This is a genomic window from Streptomyces chromofuscus (assembly GCF_015160875.1).
Taxonomy (GTDB): Bacteria; Actinomycetota; Actinomycetes; order Streptomycetales; family Streptomycetaceae; genus Streptomyces; species Streptomyces chromofuscus.
On record NZ_CP063374.1, the window covers coordinates 348,779 to 370,271 of the forward strand.

Below are 21,493 nucleotides of genomic sequence, written 5' to 3' on the forward strand. Positions count from 1 at the left end.
CGTGGGCGTGGGCGGAACGCACGAGGCGAAGACGACCTACCGCGAGGCGATGCGCGAAGCGCTCAGGCAGGCCCTGCGCTCCGACGACCGCGTCTTCCTCATGGGTGAGGACGTGGGCCGCTACGGCGGATGCTTCGGCGTCAGCCTCGGTCTGCTGGAGGAGTTCGGTCCCGAACGCGTCCGGGACACCCCGCTGTCGGAGTCCGCGTTCGTGGGCGCCGGCATCGGCGCGGCCCTGTCCGGGATGCGGCCCATCGTCGAGATCATGACCGTCAACTTCAGCCTGCTCGCCCTCGACCAGATCCTCAACAACGCCGCCACCCTGCTGCACATGTCGGGCGGCCAGCTGCCCGTGCCCCTGGTCATCCGCATGACCACGGGCGCCGGACGGCAACTCGCCGCCCAGCACTCGCACAGCCTCGAAGGCTGGTACGCGCACATCCCGGGCATCCGTGTCCTGGCCCCTGCCACGCTGGAGGACGCGCGGCACATGCTGGCCCCGGCGCTCGCCGACCCCGACCCCGTACTGATCTTCGAGCACGGAAGCCTCTACAACGTCTCCGGCGAACTCCTGCCGTCCACCGCCCCCGTGGACCTCGACCACGCCGCGATCCGCCGCCCAGGCACCGACATCTCCCTGATCACGTACGGCGGTTCGCTCCCCAAGGCACTCGCTGCGGCGGACGAACTGGCCGCCGAGGGCATCAGCGCCGAGGTGATCGACCTGCGCACGCTGCGTCCCCTGGACGACGCGGCCATCACCGTGTCGGTGGCCCGAACGCATCGTGCGGTGGTCGTCGACGAGGCATGGCGGACGGGAAGCCTCGCCGCCGAAGTGTCCGCCCGCATCGCGGAAGAGTCGTTCTACGACCTGGACGCACCCGTCGAGCGGGTATGCAGCGCCGAGGTGCCCATGCCGTACGCCAGGCGGCTGGAGGAGGCCGCCCTGCCCCAGGTCGCCGACATCGTCGCGGCCGCCCACCGGGCGGTGGACTGATCATGTCCGAGTTCACCATGCCGTCCCTCGGCGCGGACATGGACGAGGGAACGCTCCTGGAATGGCTCGTGAGACCCGGTGACCTCGTCCACAAGGGAGACCCGGTCGCGGTCGTGGAAACCGCCAAGTCGACCATCGAGGTGGAGTGCTTCGAAACCGGGACCATGAGGAAGCTGCTCATCGAGCCCGGAGCGACGGTGCCGGTGGGCACGCCGCTCGCGCTGATCGGACCGGCCGAGGAGCGGCGACCCGCCCGTCACGCACCGAAAAAGGGCAAGCCTGCCGAGCCCGCCGAGCCCGCCGAGATACCCAAACCCCCCGAGCGCCCCTCCCCGCAGCCTCAGCCCGTCGCGGTCCCGGTGTCGGCACCCTCCGCCGCTCGGCTGCCCGACCACATGGAGGCCGGTCCCCTGGTCCGGCACCTCGCCGAGCAGAGCGGCGTCGACCTGGAGACGCTGCACGGCACCGGACCCGGTGGACGCGTCACCCGGACCGACGTCGAACACGCGGCAGCCGCCCGAGCCACCACCGAGCCACCGCGCTTGCGGGCCACGCCCCTCGCCCGGCGGCTCGCCGCCGAACTGGGCGTCGACCTCGCCACGGTGAAAGGGACGGGCAGCCGGTCGGCCATCCGCGCATCGGACGTACGCCGTGCAGCGCCCGGCCCCTCAGCCCTCACCCCGCCCGCGGCCGCCGCGCCCGTACGTCCTTCCCCTGCAGGCGCTCCTGCCACACACCCGTCCGAAGGCCGGGCGGCGGCCATGCGCCAGGCGATCGCCGGCCTGATGAGCCGCGCCAACCGGGACATCCCCCACTACTACCTCTGCACCACCGTGGACATGGCCGCCGCGACGGACTGGCTGCACGAGCACAACCGGCGCAGTCCGGTCGGTGAACGGCTGCTCCCCGCAGCCCTGCTGCTCAAGGCGGCGGCCCTGGCGGCCCGGAAGGTCCCCGAGCTCAACGGCTTCTGGACCGATGACCACTTCACGCAAGGCGAGGGCGTACACCTGGGCATGGCCGTGTCCCTGCGCGGCGGAGGTCTCGTCGCGCCCGCCCTGCACGACGCCGACACCCTGGCTCTCCCCCAACTGATGGCCGCCCTGAAGGACCTGGTCACCCGGGCCCGCACGGGCAGGCTGCGCGGGTCAGAGGTGTCCGACGCCACAATCACGGTCACCAATCTCGGCGATCAGGGCGTGGAGACGGTCTTCGGCGTGATCCACCCGCCTCAGGTGGCCCTGGTCGGCTTCGGGCGGGTGGTCGACCGGCCGTGCGCCGTCGACGGCCTGCTGGGCGTGCGCCCTGTGGTCACAGCGACCCTCTCGGCCGACCACCGGGCGACGAACGGTGCCGTCGGTGCCCGCTACCTCACGGAGGTCGCCCGCCTTCTGCAGAATCCGGAGCAACTGTGAACCGAACCGAAGCGCTGGACATGGTCAAGGAATCGATCACCGACGTCATCCCCGACGCCGATGTCGCGGCGCTGGGGCCCGACGACGCCTTCCGCGACGCTCTCGAGATGGACTCCCTGGACTTCCTGAGTTTCGTCCAGGTGCTCAGCGAACGGTCCGGCGTGCGCATCGAGGACGCGGACACACCCCGGCTGACCACGCTGTCCGGCAGCGCCGACTTCCTGGTCGCCCACACGCAGTGACGCGCTCGGCGACATGCCGTTCCCGAACGTGGCCCACACACTCGCCCGCGAGCAGGTGAGCGCCGTACCGGTGGCCGACGCCGACGACCATGTGGTCGGGGTCGTCCTGGAGTCGGACCTGAAGGCCGAGGCCGCCGTCCCGGCCGGTCACCGTTCACTCGGCGGAACGAGTCGCGGACGCCGCGTCGACTCCGCCGTGCCGGTAGCGGTCCCGGGCTTCGAGGGGGCGCGGGCCGAGTTGCCTCGCGGCGGGACGGGCGGTGCCATGCGGCACGACATGTCGCCGCTCGGCGGGGAGACTGGAAGCGGGGGCTCGGGCCCACGCAAGGAGAGTCGGTGACGGGTTTCCGGGACTTTCTGACACGGTTCCGGCCGGCGGTGTCGCCGGGCCGGGCCGCACCGAGCGGTGTCCCGGCGGACCGCTCCGCCGAGCTCCGTGCGGAACTCGCACCGCCGCTGGCCTTGCTCGAACAGGCGGAGGCGGAAGCCCGGGCCGTACGGGAACGGGCCGACGCCGACGCCGCGTCGCGCCGGCATGAAGCCGAACGGCAGGCCGAGGCGATGGTGGCGGCGGCGCGTGCGGAGGCCCGCCGCGTACGGGCACGCACCGCCGAGCAGGTGCTGCGTGCGGCCGAGGGCGAGGCAGCGGCACTGCTCGCCGAAGCGGAACATGAGGCCGTGGCCGTACGCGAGCGTGCCAGGATCCGTACGCCCGCGCTCGCCGACCGAGTGGTCGCGCTGGTGCTGGAGGACATCGAAGCGGAGCAGGAACGCCGGGCCGCCGAACGGGGGCACCCCCCGGAGGGTGATCTCTGATGGGCGCCGGACGGGTGGCCGGCGTGTCCCGGGCACGGGCTCTGCGGACCAGGTGTCTGGGCGCGGAGGGCATCAGGGACGTGGCCGGTTCCCGCACCCTCGAGGACGCCCTGCGCTACTTGGCGGCCACTCCGTACCGGCACGACGTCAGCCCGGGCGCGACGCCGTCCGAGGCCCAGCGCGCGGTCTCGGCGACGCTGCTGTGGCATCTCCGGGTTCTCGCAGGCTGGCAGCCGGCCACGGGCGCCGACGCCATCCGGGCGCTCGCCGCCGGGTTCGAGATCTCCAACGCCCAACACCATCTGCGGTCCTTCTCGGCCCAGGACCCGCGCTCCGCCTCGGCCGGCGCAGCGGCCGCGGACACAGGGCACCTGCCGCCCTACCGCCTTGGCGCTCTGGCCACCGCCTGGAGACGGCTGGCCCACACCCGTACGCCGTCGGAGCTGCGTGCCGCGCTGACGGCCTCCGTCTGGGGCGACCCGGGGGACGACTCCCCGGCGGCGGTCGCCACGGGTATGCGCGTCTCCGCCGCCGTACGGCTCGCCACCGCCGTCCCCGACGCGGCGCGCTGGGCGGCGGCCCGACTCGCGCTGCTGTTCGGCCGTGAGGTGTTCGTCGTCGGCCGCGGGTTGCCGGAGGTGTCCGTCCGCCGGGCGGCCCGCCTGCTCGGGCCGCGCGCGGTGGGGGCGGGGTCGTACGCCGATTTCCGGGAGGCGCTGCCGGCCACCGCGAGGTGGCTGCTGGACGACGTCGACGAGGCCGCGGACCTGTGGCGGGCGGAGGCACGGTGGTGGAACGTGGTCGAACGGGACGGCCGGGAACTGATGCGCCGGTCCCGCTTCGGTCCCCAGCCGGTGGTCGGGGCCGTGGCGCTGCTGTCCGTCGATGCGTGGCGGACCCGCGGGGCGCTGGAACTGGCCGCCAGGGGCGGTGGCCCCGGGGACTGGACGGCGGAGGTGCTCGATGCTCCGCGCTGAGGGCGCGGTCCCGGTCCGGATGCGCAGGGTGGCCGTCATGGCCCCCGAGCAGGCGCTGAGAGAGTGTTTGCTGCGGATCGCGGAGGCGGGCTGCGTCGAGGTCGACCTGGCCGGCGACGGCGGTCCTCAGGTCCGCGGGCCGGCGGCGACGCGCCTGCAGCGGCTGCGCGCCGAGGCGGCACAACCCATGCTCTGTGAAGCTCCCCCCGATCTGGACGTCCTGGAGCGCGAGGGCCGGACCGACCTGCTGGCAGGTGAGGCACAGCTGGAGCAACGGCTCGGCAGCGCGGTCCGGCACGGCGCGGTCGCGGCACTGGCCGGCTGGTGTCCCGAGACGGAGGTGGGCGCCACGGCGGCGCGCATCGCCGGTGCCGGGGCCGCGCTGGTGCCCCTGCGGGCTCCGCGCGGTGTCGATCCGCCGACCCTGCTGGCCGGAGCGGACACCGCACCTGCGGTGCACACGGCGACGCCCGTACGCCGTTCCTTCACGCCTCTGGTCACCACGTACGGAACCGTGCCCTACGCCGACCTCGACCCCACGATGGCGGCCGGAATCGTCTACGTGGTGATGTTCGGCCTGATGTTCGGTGATGCCGGGCAGGGGCTGCTGCTGGTCGCCCTCGCGTTCCTGCTGCGGGCGGGACGGCCGCGCCGGTTGGCGGCGCTGCGCCCGCTGTGGCCCTTCGTCGCCGGTGCGGGGCTGGCCGCCACCGTGGCGGGGGTGGCCTACGGCGAGTTCTTCGGCCCGACCGGGGTGCTCCCCGTGCTGTGGTTGCAACCGCTGCAGGAGCCCATGCGGCTGCTCGCCGTCGCCGTCGCGCTCGGCGCCGTACTGCTCGCCGGTGCCTACGCGGCGGGGACGGTGAACAGGTGGCGGGAGGGTGGACGTGCTTCTGCCCTGTGCGCGACGACCGGAATCGCCGGGGCCGCGCTCTACCTCGGCCTGGCCGTCTGCGCGGGGTATGTGTGGCTCGGCCAGGTGGCGTACGGCGTCGTGGGCGCCGTGATCGCCGTCGTGGGACTGGCTCTGGCAGGGACGGGACTGTACGCGACCACGGCGGGCGGGCCGGGCGGTGCCGTGCAGACCGGCATTCAGCTCTTCGACGCGGTGGTCCGGATCGGCTCCAACGTCGTGTCCTTCGCACGGCTCGCGGCCTTCGGCCTGACCCACGGGGCGCTCGGCGCGCTCGTCTGGGACGGCACGACGGCTCTGGCGGGCCGGGGTCCGGTGGGCGTCGCCGCCGCGCTGCCGGTGTTCCTCGTGGGCAACGCGGTCGCCTTTTCGCTGGAGGCGCTGGTGGCGGGTGTCCAGGCACTCCGGCTGGAGTTCTACGAACTGTTCTCGCGGCTCTTCGAGGGCGAGGGCCGCCCCTTCAGGCCCTGGCATCTGCCGGTGCAGCACCTCACCGGGCCGGCCGCCGACGCCGGGCCGCCCGCAACGGAGGAAGCCGTCCGACAAGGCCCGGCGAGGGAGGAGTCGTCGTGATCACCTGGTTCTTGGCCCTGCCTGTCATCGTCGCGGGATTCGTCGCCGTACGCCTTGTGCTGCGGCGCTCGGGCCGGACGGCCCTGTGGTGGATGGTCGCCGCGGACGCCGTGCTGCTGGTGGCCGCCACCGTGGTGCCGGCCCTGGCACTCGGCGGCGGATCCGCGCAGGCCGCGACCACGGCGGCGCAGGACTCCGGCTCGGGTTCCGCCGCCCTGATCGCGGCCGCGATCGCGGTGGCCGCCTCGACGATCAGCGCGGCCATCGCGGTCGCCTACACCGGTGCGGCGGCCCTCGCGGCACTCAGCGAACGGCCCGAACTCTTCGGCCGGGCCATGGTCATCGTCGGCCTGGCCGAGGGCATCGCCATCTACGGGCTGGTCGTCGCGGTCATCCTCATCGGCAAGGCATGACCATGGGCCGCGTCGCCGCCCTCGGAGAGCGGTCCAGGGTGACCGGCCTGGCCCTGGCCGGGGCGGTCGTCCTGGTCGCCGACGACGTCCAGGCCGTGCGCCGGGTCTGGCGCAGCCTGCCGGACGGCATCGACTTGGTGATCCTCACACCCGCCGCGGCCGAGGCGCTGAAGTCGGACCCCGCAACGCCGGGTGGCCGCCGTCCGCTGACCGCCGTGATGCCGCCATGACGACCCCGGCCCCGGAGCATGCGACGGACGCGGACCCCCTCTCGCCGGTCCGGGCAGGGCTGCTGCGAGCCGCTCACGCCGACGCGGATGCGCTCCTGACCCACGCCGAGCGCGAGGCCGCGGCACTCCTCGACCAGGCCCGCGCGGAGGCTCGGGCCATCCTCGACGAGGCCCGGCGGCAGGGCGAGGCCGACGGCTCGGACGCCGCCCGCGACCTTCTCGTCAAGACCCGGCGGGACGCCAGGTCCCGGACGCTCGCCGCTCGCCGGGAGGCGTACCAGGAGTTGCGAAACGAGGCCGCCGAGCGGGTCCGCGCCCTGCGCGGGACCGATGGCTACACCTCCCTGAGGGGGTGGCTGGAGCAGCGGGCTCGTGTCCTGCTCGGTCCCGCGGCCGAAGTGACCGAACACGCCGACGGGGGCGTGGTGGCCCGGGCGCCGGGGAGGCGTGTCGACCTCTCGCTGACCACGCTGGCCGACCGCGCGGTGGACCGCGTGAGAGGGGAGGTGCGGAGCCTGTGGGAGCCGTGACGGAAGACTCCGGGACGCATCGGCGACAGACCGACCGGCAGTCGGTCTGCCGGATCCTGCGCGTCACCGGACCGCTCGTCGAGATGGAGTACACGCGCGGCATCGCGATGTACGACCTGGTCTCGATCGGCCCCGCCCGGTTGCCGGGGGAGATCGTGGCCGTCAGCGGCCACGTGGTCACCGTCCAGGCGTACGAGTACACCGGTGGCCTCGCTCCGGGACAGATGGCGCTGCCCCAGGGCCGTCCGCTGTCGGTCCGGCTCGGTCCCGAACTGCTGGGCGGAATCTTCGACGGTCTGCTGCGCCCTCTGTCCGGTGTCGGCGACTGGCTGGTGCCCGGTGCGCAACGGAACACGGCTGGGGACCGGACCTGGTCCTTCCGCCCCTCGGTCGCGCGGGGCGAGGCGGTGGCCGAGGGGCAGGCGCTCGGAGAAGTCCGCGACGTGGGGCCCCTGCCGGTGAAGGTCCTCGTGCCGCCGGGCGGCGGGGGCACGGTCGAGGAGATCGCCGGGGCCGGGGACCACCCGCGGGACGCCGTGGTGGCCGTGGTGGGCGGTACCGAGGTGACCGTCGGCGCCCTGTGGCCGGTGCGCCGGCCGCGCCCGGTGCGGGAGCGCGTCGACAGCCACGAGGCCCTGAACACCGGCCAGCGGGTGATCGACCTGCTCTTCCCCGTGGCGCGGGGCAGCACGGCGGCGGTGCCCGGTGGCTTCGGCACCGGCAAGACGATGCTCCTGCAGCAGATCGCCAAGTGGTGCGACGCGGACGTCATCGTCTACGTCGGCTGCGGGGAGCGCGGCAACGAGATGGCCGACGTCATCACCGAACTGGCCGAGCTTCAGGACCCGCGCACGGGCGGGCACCTCTCGGACCGCACCGTGACGATCGCCAACACCTCCAACATGCCGATGATGGCCCGCGAGGCGAGCGTCCACACGGGAATGACGGTCGCCGAGTACTTCCGGGACATGGGCCTCGACGTGGTGGTCATCGCCGACTCGACCTCCCGGTGGGCCGAGGCGCTGCGCGAGTTCGCCTCCCGCACCGGCGAGCTGCCCGCCGAGGAGGGCTACCCGGCCGGGCTGGCCTCCGCCATCGCGGCCTTCTACGAACGGGCCGCGGCCGTGACCACCCTCGGAGGCGACCGGGGTTCGGTGACCGTGATCGGCGCGGTGTCCCCGCCCGGCGGGGACATGACGGAACCGGTGACCGCGCACACCGAACGCTTCGTCCGCTGCCTGTGGACCCTCGACCGCGACCTCGCCTACGCCCGCCACTACCCCGCCGTCTCCTGGGCTGGGTCCTTCTCCCGGGACGTACCGGTCCTCGCCGCCGGACACCGGGCAGCCGGCGACCCGGCATGGACCCGGCGCCGCGACCGGGTGGGAGCGGCGCTGGCGGAGGCCGACCGGCTGGCCGCTCTCGTGGACCTGATCGGCATCGCCGCCCTGCCCGCGCGGGAGCGGATCAGCGTGCTGGCGGGGAGGCTGGTCCGCGAGGGCGTGCTGCAGCAGAGCGCGCTGTCGGAGCGGGACTCCTACTGCGGGCCGGAGAAGACGGCCGCCCTGGCCGACGCCGTCCTCGCGGTCGCCGACCGCTGCCGCGAACTGGTGGACTCCGGTGTCTCACCGGCCACGATCGAGGAGGTCGACTTCGGCCCGCTGCTGCGCGCCCGCGAGGACACCGCCCCGCAGGACGCCGCCGCAGTGGCGGCGCGGCGGGACGCCATGGTCGCCAGGTTGGGTGACGTGCGGCCATGAGCCCGACCGGTGGGATCGAGTACACGTCGGTGCGTGAACTGAGGGGGCCGCTCGCGATCGTCGAAGGGGTGACCGGGATCGGCTGGGACGAATACGTACGCATCACCCTCGCCTCGGGCGAACTCCGCCACGGCGTGGTCCTGGACGCCGACCGCGACCTGGCGGTCGTCCAGGTGCTGGAGGGCACCGCGGGCATGGACCCGGAGGGCGTCCGGGCGGCCTTCTCGGGCAGCCCCCTGCGCGTCCCGGTCGGCACGGACTGGCTCGGCCGGGTCTGCAACGGCCGGGGCGAGCCCCTGGACGGCGGCCCGCCCGTCCTCGGCTCCCACGACGCCGAGGTGGGCGGCGCACCCATCAACCCGGTGCGGCGCGAACCGCCGTCCGAGCCGGTGCTGACCGGCGTGGGGGTCGTCGATGCCCTGACCACGCTGGTACGCGGGCAGAAGCTGCCGGTGTTCTCGGTGGCCGGACTGCCGCATCTGGAACTGGCCGCCCAGATCGCCGCGCAGGCCACCGCCGCCGGTGAGGCGTTCAGTGTCGTCTTCGCGGGCATGGGGCTCACCCATGCCGACGCCTCCTTCGTGCGCGACGCCCTGGAGGAACGGTCCGCGGCCGGAGAACTGGTCCTGCTGCTGAACACCGCCGACGACCCGGTGGTCGAACGGATCCTCACCCCGCGCATCGCGCTCACCGTCGCCGAGCACCTCGCCTTCGACGAGGGACGGCATGTCCTGGTGGTGATGACCGACATGACCACGTACGCCGAGGCGCTGCGCGAGGTCTCCGCCGCCCGCGGGGAGGTACCCGCCCGCCGCGCCTACCCCGGCTACCTCTACAGCGACCTGGCCTCCCTGTACGAACGCTGCGGACGCATTCGGGGCCGGCCCGGCTCGGTCACCGTGCTGCCGGTGCTCACCATGCCCGCGGGCGACATCACCCACCCGGTGCCCGACCTCACCGGCTACATCACCGAGGGCCAGATCGTCCTCTCGCCCGAGACGCACGCGCGAGGCGTCTACCCACCGCTGGACGCCCTGTCCTCCCTCTCCCGGCTGATGCGCAAGGGCGCGGGGCCCGGCCGTACCCGCGACGACCATCTCGACGTCGCGGCCCAGTTGCTGGCCGCCCTGGCCCGCGCGCGGCAGGTGCGCGATCTCGCGGACCTGGTCGGCCGGTCGGCGCTGAGCCCCACCGACCGACGTTACCTGGACTTCGACCAGGCGTTCCTGCGGGACTTCGCCGACCAGCGCAGCGACGAACCGCGCGACCTCGACACCTCTTTGGAACGCGGCCGGCGGGTTCTGCTGACCCTGCCCCGCAGCCAGCTCTCCATGCTGCCCGCACGGCTCCTCGGCGCCCACGGGGCCGAGGACGCCGCTGACACGGAGGCGTCCCGATGACCGGCGCCCGCCATACGCCGCCCGGCCGTGCGGGACGTCTGCGGCTGCGGCACGGCCTCGACGTCGCCGAGCGCGGAGCCGACCTCCTGGAGCGCAAGTTGCTCATCCTGCGCTCCGAACACGCGCGGCTGCTGCGCGCGGAACAGGAAGCCGCCCGCGCCTGGCGGGACCTTCTGGCGGAGGCCGAGAGCTGGCTGCTGCGGGGACTGCTCCTGGGCGGGGAACAGGCCCTGGAGTCGGCCACCGCGGGCATCGGCGCCGCCGAGGTCACGGTGCGCTGGGCCACTTCCCTGGGTGTACGCCGCCCGGCCGCGGTCTCCCTGTCCGTACCGGCCCGTCCGCCCACGGCCGCCGCCCCCGCCAACACGGCCCTGGTACACGCCGAGGCGGCCTATGGCCGTGCCGTGCGCGCCGCAGCCGAGTACGCGGCGGCCCATGCCGCCGTCCAGCTGGTGGGCACGGAGGTCAGCAGCACCAGGCACCGGGTCCGTGCCCTGCGACGCCACTGGATCCCCCGCCTTCGGGCGGCCCTGGACCGGAGCGACCTCGCCCTGGAGCAGGCCGAGCACGAGGACAGCGTCCGGCGACGGTGGTGGGCTGCCCGGCATCAGTCATGAGATGTCCGCACAGATCGGAAATAGAGGTAAATTTAGCCTGTCCTAAGTCGGGTCGGGCTTCAGGGAGACGACCGGTGAGTGACCACACGCGTACCAGCCCGAGAGTCGTCGCCTCGGTCGCCGTCTGCACTGTGCTGACGCTGGGCCTTGCGGGCTGTGCCGACGACAGTGAGGGAGCACACCCGGCCGGTCGGGCTTCCGACCAGGAGGTCACGGTGTACAGCGGTCGCAGCAGGCCCCTGGTCGAGCCGGTGCTGGACGAGTTCGAGAAGGCCAGCGGCATCACCGTCGAGGTGCGCTACGGCGATACGGCCGCCATGGCCGCGCAGTTGCAGGAAGAGGGCAGCCGAACACCTGCGGACGTCTTCCTCGCCCAGGAGGCGGGGGCTTTGGGGGCGGTGGCCGGGGACGACTTGTTCGCCGGACTGCCGGACGAGGTGCTGGACAAGGTACCGGCCGCCTACCGGGACGAAGCCGGGCAGTGGGTGGGAGTGACCGGCCGCTCGCGCACCATGGTCCACAACGTCGGCCAGGTGGCCGAGGACGACCTGCCCCAGTCGGTGTTCGAGCTGACCGAGCCGGAGTGGAAGGGAAAGGTGGGCATCGCGCCGACCAACGGCTCGTTCCAGGCGTTCATCACCGCGATGCGGGTCGAGCACGGCGACGAGCGCACCCAGGACTTCCTGAACGGTCTCAAGACCAACGACGCGCAGATCAGGGAGGGCAACGCGCCCATCGTCGCCGACGTCGACGAAGGCAGGCTCGCCACAGGGCTGGTCAACCACTACTACGTGTACGAGCTGGCCAAGGAGAAGGGCACCACCGTCGACGCGCTCAAGGCGAAGAACCACTTCTTCCCGGACGGGGACATCGGCGCCCTCGTCAACGTCTCCGGCGTCGGCGTCCTGAAGGGGGCCGACGACGATCCCGACGCCCGCGCTTTCGTCGACTACCTGCTCGGCAGGCGGGCACAGACCTACTTCGCCCAGGAGACGTACGAATATCCGCTGGTGGCCGGTGTCGCCAGTGCGCCCGGCCTGCCGCAGCTGTCCTCGCTGAACACTCCCGACATCGACCTCGACGACCTCGACGACCTACGGACGACGGTCGAGATGATCAGGGACTCGGGGCTGGCCTGACCATGGCATCGGTGGCCGTCGTGCGCCGCCGGGTGCGGCGGCTCGTGCCACGCCCGGCGCTGGCGGTTGCCGCGGTGGCCGCAGTCGCGGTGGCGCTGATCCCGCTGGCGTATCTGGGCGTGCGGGTCGGTGACGCGGGCTGGGCCCGCATCAGCGAGGAGTTGTTCAGGGCGCGGACCGGGGAACTCGCGACGCGCAGCCTGGCGCTGGCCGGGGTGGTGACCACGTCGTGCACGGCGCTCGGCGTGGCTTTGGCGTTCTTCGTCACGCGCACCGACCTGCCTGCGCGGCGACTGTTCGGGGTCCTGGCCGCGCTGCCGCTGGCGGTGCCCAGTTACGTGGCGGCCTTCGCCTGGGTCTCCACGGTGGAGGCCTTCGAGGGGTTCTGGGCGGCCGCGCTGGTCCTGACGCTGGTGTCGTACCCGTACGTCTCCCTCCCGGTCGCCGCCGCGCTGACGAGCGCCGACCCTGCACAGGAGGAGGTGGCCCGATCCCTGGGGAGCGGCCCGTGGCGCACGTTCCTCAGGGTGACGCTGCGCCAGGTCCGACCCGCGGTCGGGGCTGGGGCGCTCCTGGTGGCGCTGTATGTGCTTTCCGACTTCGGTGCGGTCTCCGTCCTGCGGGCGGACGTCTTCACCCCGGCCGTCTTCACCTCCATCAGCCTCGGTTTCGACCGCGCCGGCGCACTCGTACTCGCCACCGTACTGGTCGTCCTCACCATGCTCATCGTCTCGGGCGAACAGCTGACCCGACGGCGTGCCGCCCGCTACGCCCGCCTGGGCGGCGCGGGCCGCCCACCGGCACGGCTGCGCCTGGGCCGCCTGCGGTGGCTCGCCGTATCCGGTCTGGTCGGCACGGCGGGCCCGGCGCTCGGCGTACCGGCGGCGAGCCTCGCGCGATGGTTCGGCGAGGGCGTGTCACGGCCGGGCGCACTGTCCGGACTGGCCACGGCGGCGGGGAACTCGCTCACCGTCTCCGCCGCCGGTGCGGGCCTGACCATGCTGCTCGCCCTGCCACTGGGACTGCTGGGCGCCCGCGCGCCCGGCACCGTCGCCGTCGTCCTGGACCGCCTGGCCTACCTCTCGCACGCGCTGCCCGGCCTGGTCATCGGCCTCTCCCTCGTGTTCTTCGGCATCAACGTGGCCTACCCGCTCTACCAGAGCGTCTGGCTGCTCGCCCTGGCCTACGCCGCGCTCTTCCTCCCGCTGGCCGTCGCAGCGGTCGGCACCGCCGCGCTGCAGGCCCCGCCGGCCCTGGAGGAGGTGGCCCGCTCGCTCGGCCGCCGCACATCCCATGTGCTGCGCACGCTCACCGTGCCACTGACCGCCCCCGGTATCGGCGCCGGCGCGATCCTGGTCTTCCTCACCTGCATGAAAGAGCTGCCCGCCACCCTCTTGCTGCGGCCGACCGGGACGGACACCCTCGCCACCGAGCTGTGGAGCCGGACATCGGTCTCCGCATACGCGGCCGCCGCGCCCTACGCCGCGCTCCTGGTGCTGCTGGCCGCGGTACCGACCTGGTGGCTGTCGGCCCGTACCGGCGTCCTCACCCGGGCGGTTCGGGGAGGAGGAAGCTGACATGGCGGAGCTGCGTGTCACCGCGGTGCACAAGTCCTTCGGCGAGGTGCGGGCCATGCGCGGCGTGGACCTGACGGTCCGCTCCGGAACACTGACCGCGGTGCTCGGCCCCTCCGGCAGCGGCAAGACCACGCTGCTGCGCTGCATCGCCGGATTCGAACCCGTGGACGCCGGAGAGATCAGGCTCGACGGCCACCGGATCGCCGCCCCCGGCCGTACCGTGCCGCCGGAGCGGCGGCGTATCGCGGTCGTCCCGCAGGAAGGCGCGCTCTTCCCTCACCTGACGGTGCGCGGCAATGTCGCCTACGGGCTCGACCGGCACAGCCGACGGACCGGCCGCATCGAAACCGTGCTGGCGCTGGTGGGCCTCGCCGGATGCGAGGACCGAATGCCGCACCACCTCTCCGGCGGCCAGCAACAACGCGTGGCCGTCGCCCGGGCGCTGGCCCCGCACCCACCGGTCGTCCTGCTCGACGAGCCGTTCAGCGCCCTGGACGCCGCCCTGCGCGCCGAGGTGCGCGAGGACGTACGCGGCGCCCTGCGCGCCGACGGCGCGACGGCCGTCCTCGTCACCCACGACCAGGCCGAGGCCCTGTCGATCGCCGACGAGGTCGCCGTCATGCACGACGGCCGGATCGTGCAGAGCGGCCCTCCGGACGTGGTCTACGGTGCGCCCGCCGATCCCTGGGTCGCCGGCTTCGTCGGCGAAGCCGTCTGGCTGCCCGCCGAGCTGACCGGCGACGGGGCCCGCACACCGCTCGGCCCCGTGCAGGTCGTCACCACGGACGGCCGTCCGCCGTACGCGCCCGGACGGGTACTGCTGCGCCCCGAGCAGATCGAGGTCGTCCCGGCCGACAGTGCGGCAGTGATCACCGCGACCGTCGTACGCCGTGACTTCCGGGGCCACGACGCCCTGCTCGCGCTGCGGCTGACGGACGGAACACCGATTACGGCCCGCATCTTCAACCCGGCCTCGGTCCCCCATCTCGTCGGCAGTGAAGTCGGCTTGCGCGTACACGGCGCCGCTCGAGCCTTCTCCCGCACGGTCCAGAGCCCCGCAGTCGCCACTCGTCCCCGAGGCGGCGGAGCATGGCCGGGGTGAACCTGGACGAAACAGGTAAGGGCGCCGGTGCGGAGGGAGGCTACGGCTCGGCGTCGCATCCTGCCGCGGCGCTGTCGCGTGTCTCGGAGCGCGAGCAGCCGCACGACGGAGTGCTCCGCCGAGCCGGTGGTGATCGGGCGCGGGGCGCGTGGTTCAGCCGGGTTGCTGGAAGCCCAGCGTGCCCGGCATCGGGGCGCTCACTGGAACACCGTGTGGATCTCCCGATCGGTCGCGGAGTGGGAGGCGAGCAGGCGTTCGTCCCCGGCCCGCAGGCGGATTGCCGGGTCCGGCACCGTGGGCTGCCCGTCCAGGACCGGCACCGGCACCGGCACCGGCACCGGCACCGGCATCGTGATGGTGAGGACGCCGTGCCCGTACTGCGCCGTGGCCTCCTCGCCCTTCGCCCCAGTGGGCAGCGGAGTGCGGTGGCCGTAGACGGACTGCCTGTCCGGGGTCACCCTGCTGCGCTGCGCGCGCAGGGTCAGGACACCGTCTGTGATGGTGATCTCGATGTCCTCGGCGTCGACTCCCGGAAGCTCGGCCAGCAGCACATACGTCCCGTCGGTCAGGCGCTCTTCCACATGGATGCCGTGCGTTTCCGGAACGGTGTGCATCACGGGGAAGCCGGCCTCCGCCCAGTCGGTCGGGGCGGACGGCACGGGCAGGCCGGGGAGCCACTCGATCGTGCTGGTCATGACGTTCACCTCTTCTCCCATACCAGCGTTCTCCACCGGGCACTGCGCGCGCTTGGGCCGACCGGCCCCACCGGGAGGGTCGGGCGGCACCTGCGGAAGTCCACACAGCTGCCGTACGCGTCTTCGCCGAGGCGTGAGGGCGTCGGACGCGTGTCGGGCATCGCCGTCGCCGAGGACCGAGCCGCCCCGCCCCGACCTGTGGCTCGATCCGTGGACGTCCGTGGTCATCAGGATGGTCGATCAGCCCACGGACGCAGGCGGTGCGGACACCGCGCCCACGCCCCGGAGCTGTTCGCCGCGTCGCCGACGACCTGCATCGCCCTCTACGTGGATCGCTGTCCGACCCGCCACGGCCTGCACTATTCAGGCCTGCGGGTTCGCACGGAGTTCGCCATGGCTCCCGAGCGCCCGGCCCGCGTCGCATCCGTACGCGCGTCACCGTCGTCCCGCCGCCCGCCCTCTCCGTCCAGTGCCGGGCCGGAGGCTTGACGCCCGGAAGGTGGGAGGTGGTCCGGTTGCCCGTTTCCACGCCCTCACCCGCCAATCGGCGGACGAGCGGACCAAGCCCCCGACCGGTAGAAGGAGCCCGTCACCCCAGCGACGGCCGAGTGGACGTCCGGGTGGCCGACGGGGGTGGACCGAGGGCGCCGGCGTTCACCCCGGGTCTCGGCGATCAGCATGTCGACGCAGGCCAGCAGATCCTCGTCGTGTGCGGCCCGGCGTATGCGCCGCGCGGCGGAGCCCTCGGCGAGGGCCGCCTCGGTCAGCGCCTGGACGGTCTGCCAGTCGCCGTGGGCTTCCAGAGCCGGGCGCATGCGCGTGAGCAGCTTGCGCACGACCTGACCCGCGGGTGCTTCCTGGTGGGTCTCGGGGTCTACGAGTGTGGCTTCCAGGGCGCACCGGGCGGCCCGCCACGAGGCGCCGCGCAGCCATTCATGTCGGCCCCGGCAGTCCGGCGCGCGGCCGGTCCGCAGCCTCTCCTGGGCGTCGATCACCAGGGCACGGAACAGGCCGGCGACGAGTACGACCGTCTCGGCGCGGGGGCAGGCGTCGCACAGGCGCAGCTCGAGCGTCCGAAGGTGCGCGCTGGGACGTACGTCGTAGTAGATCATTCCCTCGTCGCTGATGGTCCCCGCCCTGATGAGGTCCCTGACCACGCCGTCGTAGTCCGCCGCGTCCGCGAAACAGCCGGGCGGGCCCGCCGTCGGCCAGCGCTGCCAGAGCATGGTGCGCCAGCTGGAGTATCCGGTGTCGGACCCCTGCCAGTACGGCGAGCTGGCGGAGAGCGCGAGAAGCACCGGCAGCCAGGGCGAGACCACGCACATGACCCGCACCGCCGTGTCGCGGTCGGGCACGTCCACGTGGACCTGGGCCCCGCAGATCAGCTGTTCTTCGGCGACCTTGCGATAGGCCTCGACCATGCGGCGGTAGCGTGCCCCGGCGGTCGGACTCGCAAAGACTCCGGGCGCCAGGGGCGCGGTGCCCGCGGCCACGACTGCCAGGCCCAGTGAGGAGGCGGCCGCGTCGAGGCGGCGCCTGGTCGCGGTGAGGTCGGCGTACAGGCCGTCGAGCGAGGTGTGCACCCCGCTGTTCGACTCCACGACGGACTGGTGCAGTTCACTCTTGAACGTCCGCCGGGGAAGCAGGCTCAAGCACCGGGCGGCGCGCGGCACGAGCATCCCGCTCTCCATCTCGACGACGTGGAACTCCTCCTCCACACCGATACGAACGCTCACGAACACTCCTCGGCGAGGCGGACGCCTGCCGCCGTCGGGTTTCCGCCCCTGACTGGCGGACTTCGGCGTGTATGTCGGTTCACGAGTGACCCGATCGCTGATGGATAAGCCCGCCCGCCCGTTCGACGTGAGCCGCTCTCGGACGAGCGGGCGCCGACACACGCCGGTCCGGCTCGCTGGGCCGCCAGGCACAGTCCTGGTCGCGACGGCCGTCGGGCCTGGTCGGGACGGCCGCCGGGGCGCGGGGTGAAGTGCGGCCGGTCGGGAGTAGGCCGGGTCGGCAGTCCAGCGACGATGGTCGGGCACCGGTGCCGCGAATGATGCGTGACCCGAGCAGCCCGACGGGTACGCGGCGCCCGACCCGCGAGGCGGAGCCCCTATCTCACACGGTTCCGCTCGTCCTCCCCGAGGACCGGAGCCGCTCATGACGAAGAGCATCAAGAGCGGGCCGTTCAGCAGCTGGGCGGGCAAATCGGTCTCGGCAAGAAGCCTTGGCACGTCCAGTGCCGCAGGTCGCAAGGCGGGCATCCCGGTAGGGGTGAGACTTGGACGCTCCGGCATCGATGACCTCTGGTCGCGCCGACAGTCTCTCCGGAAACAGCCCCGACGCATTGCCGGAAGCCAGTGGTCCGAGACCTTCACAACGTCCGGGTGCAGCCTGCGGAAGGCGGGCCCACGCCACTGACGGAGGAGGAAGAGCACGGGCGTGGGCGGTGTTGTTCCGCGATCTCGGCAACGTCATCGCTGAACGAGGCTGGGTCCGCTTCCCCGCATACTCGCCGGAGGAACGCCGTCGAGCGCCGTCGACCGGTTGATGTCGCGCGCCGTCCCAGTGATCATTGGGGACAGCAGGTGTTCATCGAGGCCGAAGATCAGTGCGCCATGAAGCTCTGTCTGGCCGGGCACGGACCGCAGTCGGCGAGCCCGCTGCTGCCGTGGGCGCGAGGTCGCCATCTGCACGATCCCGGTCAGTCATCACGCTCGGGTGATGAGCCATGAACCGTCGGACTCCGAGTGGGGCGTCGCGCGTCCTCCGGGTGCCGGACAGCCGTCACTGCGCCCGTCGTGTCAGGACCGGCGAACGGCCGCCCGGCGGTGCGCCGAGCGGCCGTCGTAGACGTGGGAGCGTCAGAGCCCGGCGGGCGGAGAGCCGGTCAGCACCGCCCGCCGGTGACGTGTCCTCAGAACAGGGAGTACAGCAGCCTGTTCGGCGAGCCCGTGCCGCCGCTCTTGACCACGCCGGTGGTGGCGTTGGCCGTCAGCGCGCTCCCCACCTGGGCCGGGGTGGCCGAGGGGTTGGCGGCGAGGTAGAGGGCCGCGACGCCCGCGGTGTGCGGAGTCGCCATCGAGGTGCCGCTGATGGTCCTGGTCGCCGAGTCGCTGCCGATCCAGGCCGAGGTGATGCTCACGCCCGGGGCGAACAGGTCCACGCAGGTGCCGTAGTTGGACCAGGACGCCTTGGTGTCGGTGGAGTCGGTGGCGCCGATCGTGAGCGCCGCCGGAACGCGGGCCGGTGAGGAGCCGCAGGCGTCCTGGGCCCGGCCGCCCTGGTTGCCGTTGCCCGCCGCGATCGCGTAGGTGACGCCCGAGGCGATGGAGTTCTGCACGGCCGCGTCGAGTGACGAGCTGGCGCCGCCGCCCAGGCTCATGTTGGCCACGGCGGGCTTGACGGCATTGGCGGTCACCCAGTCCACGCCGGCGATGACGCCGGATATGGTGCCCGACCCCGAACAGTTCAGGACGCGCACGCCCACGATCGAGGCGGCCTTGGCGACGCCGTACGTCGATCCGGCCACGGTTCCGGCGACATGGGTGCCGTGACCGTTGCAGTCGTTGCCGTTCTGGCCGTCGCCGACGGTGTCGGTGCCGATGCTCGCCCGCCCGCCGAACTCGCTGTGGCCGACACGCACTCCGGTGTCGATGACGTACACACGGACGCCGGAAGCGGTGGTGTTGTAGGTGTACGTGGTGCTCAGCGGCAGCGCGCGCTGGTCGATACGGTCCAGGCCCCAGGTGGCGTTGGACTGGGTGGCGTCGATACGGACCTCGGCGTCCTGCTCGACCCGGGCGATACGGGGGTCCGCGGCGAGCCGGTGCGCCTGCGCCGAGCTCATCTTCACCGAGAAGCCACGCACCGCCGAGCGGTAGACGTGGGTGAGACGGCCGTCGTACCGCTCCGCCAGCCCTTCCGCGACCGCCGGCACCGACGCTTGCGCGGTGTCCTTGAGGGTCACGATCCAGCTGTCGGAGATCGCGCTGTCGGCGGGAGCCGTGCGGATGTTCGTGGGGTCGGCCGCGTGCGTGGGTGAGGCCGCGAGAAGTCCTGCGGCGAGCACGGCAGCGGGGACCAGGGCGCGAAGTCGTCGCGCGGTGGATCTCATGCGAAGAACCAGACCTTTCGCTGTCCGGATTACGGGCAATTCGGGCCGTGCGGGGTTTCTGTCGCCCGGACTCGCCGGACGACTCCTGGCGCCGGTTGGTCAGTCCGTCACCAGGGAGGCCCAGCGGCCACCAACGACCCGCTGATGAACGGGCGTTGACGGCGCTGCGAGGCCGCACTCAATGTTCCACGAAAGATCTTGCACAGCAAGGGATTTGACTGAACTCCGTCAATACTTGCTCGTGCCACATATGGGTGGGCCGACGGAGTGAAATGGGACGGTGCGGTGGCCCGGGCGATCTTCGGGAAGTGCCGTCACGCACAGGGTCCACGAGCTCCCGCGGGCGACATCGCCTGTCTGATCCCAGGCCGGTTGTCGGGTTACGGTCGCGGTGTGGTGAGTGAGGTGGATGAGCGGTGGCTGCTGGTGTCGGTGACGACGGCCGGGGCCGCTTCGTCGTTGCGGATGCACGTGTGGCGGAAGCTGAAAGGGCTGGGGGCGCTGTATCTGCAGCAGTCTGTGTGTCTGCTGCCGGAACGGCCTGCGGTGGCTGCCGCGGTGGCGGAGCTGGGTGAGCGGGTACTGGCCGACGGCGGGCGGATGCGGGTGGTGCACATCGAGGTCGCCGATGAGGGCGAGCGGCGAGAACTTGCCGGGGAGATGACCGCCACGGTCGATCGCGAGTACGCGGAGGTGCTGGAACGGTTGCCGTCCTTCTTCTCGGAGCTGGCGAGGGAATCCGGGCGCGGGCGGGCGATCTTCGCCGAGGTGGAGGAGTCCGAGGCCGACCTGGAGGGGTTCCGCTCGTGGGTGGCGAAGATCGAGTCCCGCGACTACTTCGACGCACCGCGGGGCGACCTGGTGCGGGCCGAACTGGTGCGGGCCGGGGAGACGCTGGCCGCGTTCGCGACGGCGGCGCTGGCCGGGGAGGACGCGGACGGCGCGACCCCGTCCGGGTAGGGCGGCATCGAGTGCGCGGTTCACGGTCTGGGCAGGAACAGCGGTCCCTGGACGACCAGTCCGAAGCGTTGGGCGGCACCGAGCGGCAGGACGCGCAGCGAGAGCAGGGCGCCGACGGCCCCCGTCGTCAAAGCATGCGTCGGCCGACGGCGGCTGGGATCGCACCGGCAGCGAAGCGGCCGATCAGCGGCCACTGCAGGTCGGGGCCGTCGAGCACGAGGCGGCCGGCGTGGCGGCTACTGGCGGGGTGCGCTTGCCCCGAGTCCGGCAAGGCGGCGCACGACGGCGAGCCCGTCATCCGTTCCGGGCCAGTGCCGCGTGAGCGCGTCCGCTCCGGAGCGGCGTATGACGGCGCGCAGCACGAGGGCGACGGCGATGGCGTCGTCGGCGTAGCCGAGGACCGGGATGACGTCGGGGACCAGGTCGACGGGCAGGGCCAGATAGCCGGCCAGCACCCACAGCAGGGCGCGGGTGCGGCGGGGCAGGGTGCGGTCGCGGGCGAGGCGGGAGACCAGGCGCAGCAGGTCGGGCAGGAGCCGGACGGCCTCGGTGAGCAGGTCGCCCTTGGGCCGGGCAAGAGCGAGGGCGGCCAACAGGATCAGCCAGCACACCAGCAGGCCGGCGGCGATGCCGATCAGCATCTGCCAGATGTCGTTCATCGCTCACTCCGCCGGTCGCTGTCGAGCGGACGCGCCGCCCCCTCCAGTAGTCATGTTACGGGTGTAACATCAGCCACTCAGGCGTCGAGGCCGCCGCCCAGGCCGGGCGCAGGGTGATCTCGTCCCCCGGCGGCTCGGACCAGGTGGCGGACGACGGGCAGGCCGAGGCCGGTGCCGTCGCGGTGGGAGTCGAAGGCGCGCCTGAACCGTTCGAGGGCCCGCTCCCGGTCTGCCGATGGCACCTCAAGGGCTGCCCGGATGACGTGAAGTTCGGTGCGGCAGTGAGGGTGTGGGGTGGGCTGCGGCCGAAGCCACCGCAAGACAGTCAGGCGGCGGGCTGCCGGCCCTGGTCGTCGAGGTG

General features: G+C 72.8%; 22 protein-coding genes. 17 read left to right on the forward strand and 5 right to left on the reverse strand.

Annotated elements, in window-relative coordinates:
• The first annotated feature begins 1 nt into the window (after position 1).
• From IPT68_RS01420 to IPT68_RS01495, 16 genes are all read left to right on the forward strand, one after another.
• Positions 2–997 (forward strand): alpha-ketoacid dehydrogenase subunit beta, encoded by a 996-nt coding sequence (locus IPT68_RS01420; protein ID WP_189697547.1) that lies wholly within the window; start codon positions 2–4, stop codon positions 995–997.
• Between the two features lie 2 nt (positions 998–999).
• A complete protein-coding gene (locus IPT68_RS01425) occupies positions 1,000–2,412 on the forward strand; it encodes a dihydrolipoamide acetyltransferase family protein (protein ID WP_189697546.1) in 1,413 nt (470 codons plus the stop codon).
• Entirely contained in the window at positions 2,409–2,654 is a 246-nt protein-coding gene (locus tag IPT68_RS01430; protein WP_308438754.1) for an acyl carrier protein, read from the forward strand. Before IPT68_RS01425 ends, IPT68_RS01430 begins: the two co-directional genes overlap by 4 nt.
• Before the next feature lie 13 nt (positions 2,655–2,667).
• Positions 2,668–2,994, forward strand: a complete 327-nt coding sequence (locus tag IPT68_RS01435; protein ID WP_189697545.1) for a CBS domain-containing protein — start codon at positions 2,668–2,670, stop codon at positions 2,992–2,994.
• Positions 2,991–3,470 (forward strand): hypothetical protein, encoded by a 480-nt coding sequence (locus IPT68_RS01440; RefSeq protein WP_189697544.1) that lies wholly within the window; start codon positions 2,991–2,993, stop codon positions 3,468–3,470. The genes IPT68_RS01435 and IPT68_RS01440 overlap by 4 nt, the downstream gene beginning before the upstream one ends.
• Positions 3,470–4,447 (forward strand): V-type ATPase subunit, encoded by a 978-nt coding sequence (locus tag IPT68_RS01445; RefSeq protein WP_189697543.1) that lies wholly within the window; start codon positions 3,470–3,472, stop codon positions 4,445–4,447. Before IPT68_RS01440 ends, IPT68_RS01445 begins: the two co-directional genes overlap by 1 nt.
• Positions 4,434–5,933 (forward strand): V-type ATPase 116kDa subunit family protein, encoded by a 1,500-nt coding sequence (locus tag IPT68_RS01450; protein ID WP_189697542.1) that lies wholly within the window; start codon positions 4,434–4,436, stop codon positions 5,931–5,933. The genes IPT68_RS01445 and IPT68_RS01450 overlap by 14 nt, the downstream gene beginning before the upstream one ends.
• Positions 5,930–6,346: an ATP synthase subunit C gene (locus IPT68_RS01455; protein ID WP_189697541.1), complete on the forward strand. Its 417-nt coding sequence runs from the start codon at positions 5,930–5,932 to the stop codon at positions 6,344–6,346. The genes IPT68_RS01450 and IPT68_RS01455 overlap by 4 nt, the downstream gene beginning before the upstream one ends.
• A complete protein-coding gene (locus tag IPT68_RS01460) occupies positions 6,343–6,576 on the forward strand; it encodes a hypothetical protein (RefSeq protein WP_189697540.1) in 234 nt (77 codons plus the stop codon). Before IPT68_RS01455 ends, IPT68_RS01460 begins: the two co-directional genes overlap by 4 nt.
• The gene (locus tag IPT68_RS01465) at positions 6,573–7,106 is read left to right on the forward strand and encodes a hypothetical protein (protein WP_189697745.1); all 534 of its coding nucleotides are present in this window, start codon (positions 6,573–6,575) and stop codon (positions 7,104–7,106) included. Before IPT68_RS01460 ends, IPT68_RS01465 begins: the two co-directional genes overlap by 4 nt.
• Positions 7,103–8,866, forward strand: a complete 1,764-nt coding sequence (locus IPT68_RS01470; RefSeq protein WP_228040162.1) for a V-type ATP synthase subunit A — start codon at positions 7,103–7,105, stop codon at positions 8,864–8,866. The genes IPT68_RS01465 and IPT68_RS01470 overlap by 4 nt, the downstream gene beginning before the upstream one ends.
• Entirely contained in the window at positions 8,863–10,266 is a 1,404-nt protein-coding gene (locus tag IPT68_RS01475; RefSeq protein WP_189697538.1) for a V-type ATP synthase subunit B, read from the forward strand. Before IPT68_RS01470 ends, IPT68_RS01475 begins: the two co-directional genes overlap by 4 nt.
• On the forward strand, positions 10,263–10,883 hold the full coding sequence (locus IPT68_RS01480) for a V-type ATP synthase subunit D (RefSeq protein WP_189697537.1): 621 nt from the start codon (positions 10,263–10,265) through the stop codon (positions 10,881–10,883). Before IPT68_RS01475 ends, IPT68_RS01480 begins: the two co-directional genes overlap by 4 nt.
• Positions 10,884–10,957: 74 nt before the next feature.
• On the forward strand, positions 10,958–12,022 hold the full coding sequence (locus IPT68_RS01485; protein WP_228040164.1) for an iron ABC transporter substrate-binding protein: 1,065 nt from the start codon (positions 10,958–10,960) through the stop codon (positions 12,020–12,022).
• Positions 12,023–12,024: 2 nt separating this feature from the next.
• The gene (locus tag IPT68_RS01490) at positions 12,025–13,599 is read left to right on the forward strand and encodes an ABC transporter permease (RefSeq protein WP_373300530.1); all 1,575 of its coding nucleotides are present in this window, start codon (positions 12,025–12,027) and stop codon (positions 13,597–13,599) included.
• Position 13,600: 1 nt separating this feature from the next.
• The gene (locus IPT68_RS01495) at positions 13,601–14,701 is read left to right on the forward strand and encodes an ABC transporter ATP-binding protein (RefSeq protein ID WP_189697535.1); all 1,101 of its coding nucleotides are present in this window, start codon (positions 13,601–13,603) and stop codon (positions 14,699–14,701) included.
• Between the two features lie 197 nt (positions 14,702–14,898).
• Here IPT68_RS01495 and IPT68_RS01505 read toward each other — a convergent pair whose 3' ends face one another.
• The 3 genes from IPT68_RS01505 to IPT68_RS01515 form a co-directional block, all read right to left on the reverse strand.
• Complete coding sequence (locus tag IPT68_RS01505) at positions 14,899–15,396, reverse strand: Hsp20/alpha crystallin family protein (protein ID WP_189697534.1); 498 nt, start codon at positions 15,394–15,396, stop codon at positions 14,899–14,901.
• A 533-nt stretch (positions 15,397–15,929) separates the two neighbouring features.
• Positions 15,930–17,132 carry a carboxylate-amine ligase gene (locus IPT68_RS01510; RefSeq protein WP_228040167.1) on the reverse strand — a complete coding sequence of 401 codons (1,203 nt, stop codon included), beginning with the start codon at positions 17,130–17,132 and terminating at the stop codon, positions 15,930–15,932.
• A gap of 1,181 nt (positions 17,133–18,313) precedes the next feature.
• A complete protein-coding gene (locus IPT68_RS01515) occupies positions 18,314–19,513 on the reverse strand; it encodes a S8 family peptidase (protein ID WP_189697533.1) in 1,200 nt (399 codons plus the stop codon).
• Positions 19,514–19,909: 396 nt separating this feature from the next.
• Between IPT68_RS01515 and IPT68_RS01520 the strand changes: the two genes are divergently transcribed.
• A complete protein-coding gene (locus IPT68_RS01520) occupies positions 19,910–20,473 on the forward strand; it encodes a Chromate resistance protein ChrB (protein ID WP_228040168.1) in 564 nt (187 codons plus the stop codon).
• Between the two features lie 236 nt (positions 20,474–20,709).
• On the opposite strand, the gene IPT68_RS01525 is transcribed toward IPT68_RS01520, so the two are convergent.
• A complete protein-coding gene (locus tag IPT68_RS01525) occupies positions 20,710–21,132 on the reverse strand; it encodes a YkvA family protein (protein WP_189697532.1) in 423 nt (140 codons plus the stop codon).
• 77 nt (positions 21,133–21,209) lie between these two features.
• Positions 21,210–21,374, reverse strand: a complete 165-nt coding sequence (locus IPT68_RS01530) for a sensor histidine kinase (protein ID WP_189697531.1) — start codon at positions 21,372–21,374, stop codon at positions 21,210–21,212.
• Positions 21,375–21,493 lie beyond the last annotated feature (119 nt).

Excerpts from the sequence above, each read along its gene's own strand:
- IPT68_RS01505 (WP_189697534.1), bottom strand. The coding sequence starts at position 15,396 with ATGACCAGCACGATCGAGTGGCTCCCCGGCCTGCCCGTGCCGTCCGCC.
- IPT68_RS01490 (WP_373300530.1), top strand. The coding sequence starts at position 12,025 with ATGGCATCGGTGGCCGTCGTGCGCCGCCGGGTGCGGCGGCTCGTGCCA.
- IPT68_RS01475 (WP_189697538.1), top strand. The coding sequence starts at position 8,863 with ATGAGCCCGACCGGTGGGATCGAGTACACGTCGGTGCGTGAACTGAGG.
- IPT68_RS01495 (WP_189697535.1), top strand. The coding sequence starts at position 13,601 with ATGGCGGAGCTGCGTGTCACCGCGGTGCACAAGTCCTTCGGCGAGGTG.
- IPT68_RS01460 (WP_189697540.1), top strand. The coding sequence starts at position 6,343 with ATGACCATGGGCCGCGTCGCCGCCCTCGGAGAGCGGTCCAGGGTGACC.
- IPT68_RS01465 (WP_189697745.1), top strand. The coding sequence starts at position 6,573 with ATGACGACCCCGGCCCCGGAGCATGCGACGGACGCGGACCCCCTCTCG.
- IPT68_RS01425 (WP_189697546.1), top strand. The coding sequence starts at position 1,000 with ATGTCCGAGTTCACCATGCCGTCCCTCGGCGCGGACATGGACGAGGGA.
- IPT68_RS01450 (WP_189697542.1), top strand. The coding sequence starts at position 4,434 with ATGCTCCGCGCTGAGGGCGCGGTCCCGGTCCGGATGCGCAGGGTGGCC.
- IPT68_RS01445 (WP_189697543.1), top strand. The coding sequence starts at position 3,470 with ATGGGCGCCGGACGGGTGGCCGGCGTGTCCCGGGCACGGGCTCTGCGG.
- IPT68_RS01435 (WP_189697545.1), top strand. The coding sequence starts at position 2,668 with ATGCCGTTCCCGAACGTGGCCCACACACTCGCCCGCGAGCAGGTGAGC.
- IPT68_RS01525 (WP_189697532.1), bottom strand. The coding sequence starts at position 21,132 with ATGAACGACATCTGGCAGATGCTGATCGGCATCGCCGCCGGCCTGCTG.
- IPT68_RS01480 (WP_189697537.1), top strand. The coding sequence starts at position 10,263 with ATGACCGGCGCCCGCCATACGCCGCCCGGCCGTGCGGGACGTCTGCGG.
- IPT68_RS01515 (WP_189697533.1), bottom strand. The coding sequence starts at position 19,513 with ATGAGATCCACCGCGCGACGACTTCGCGCCCTGGTCCCCGCTGCCGTG.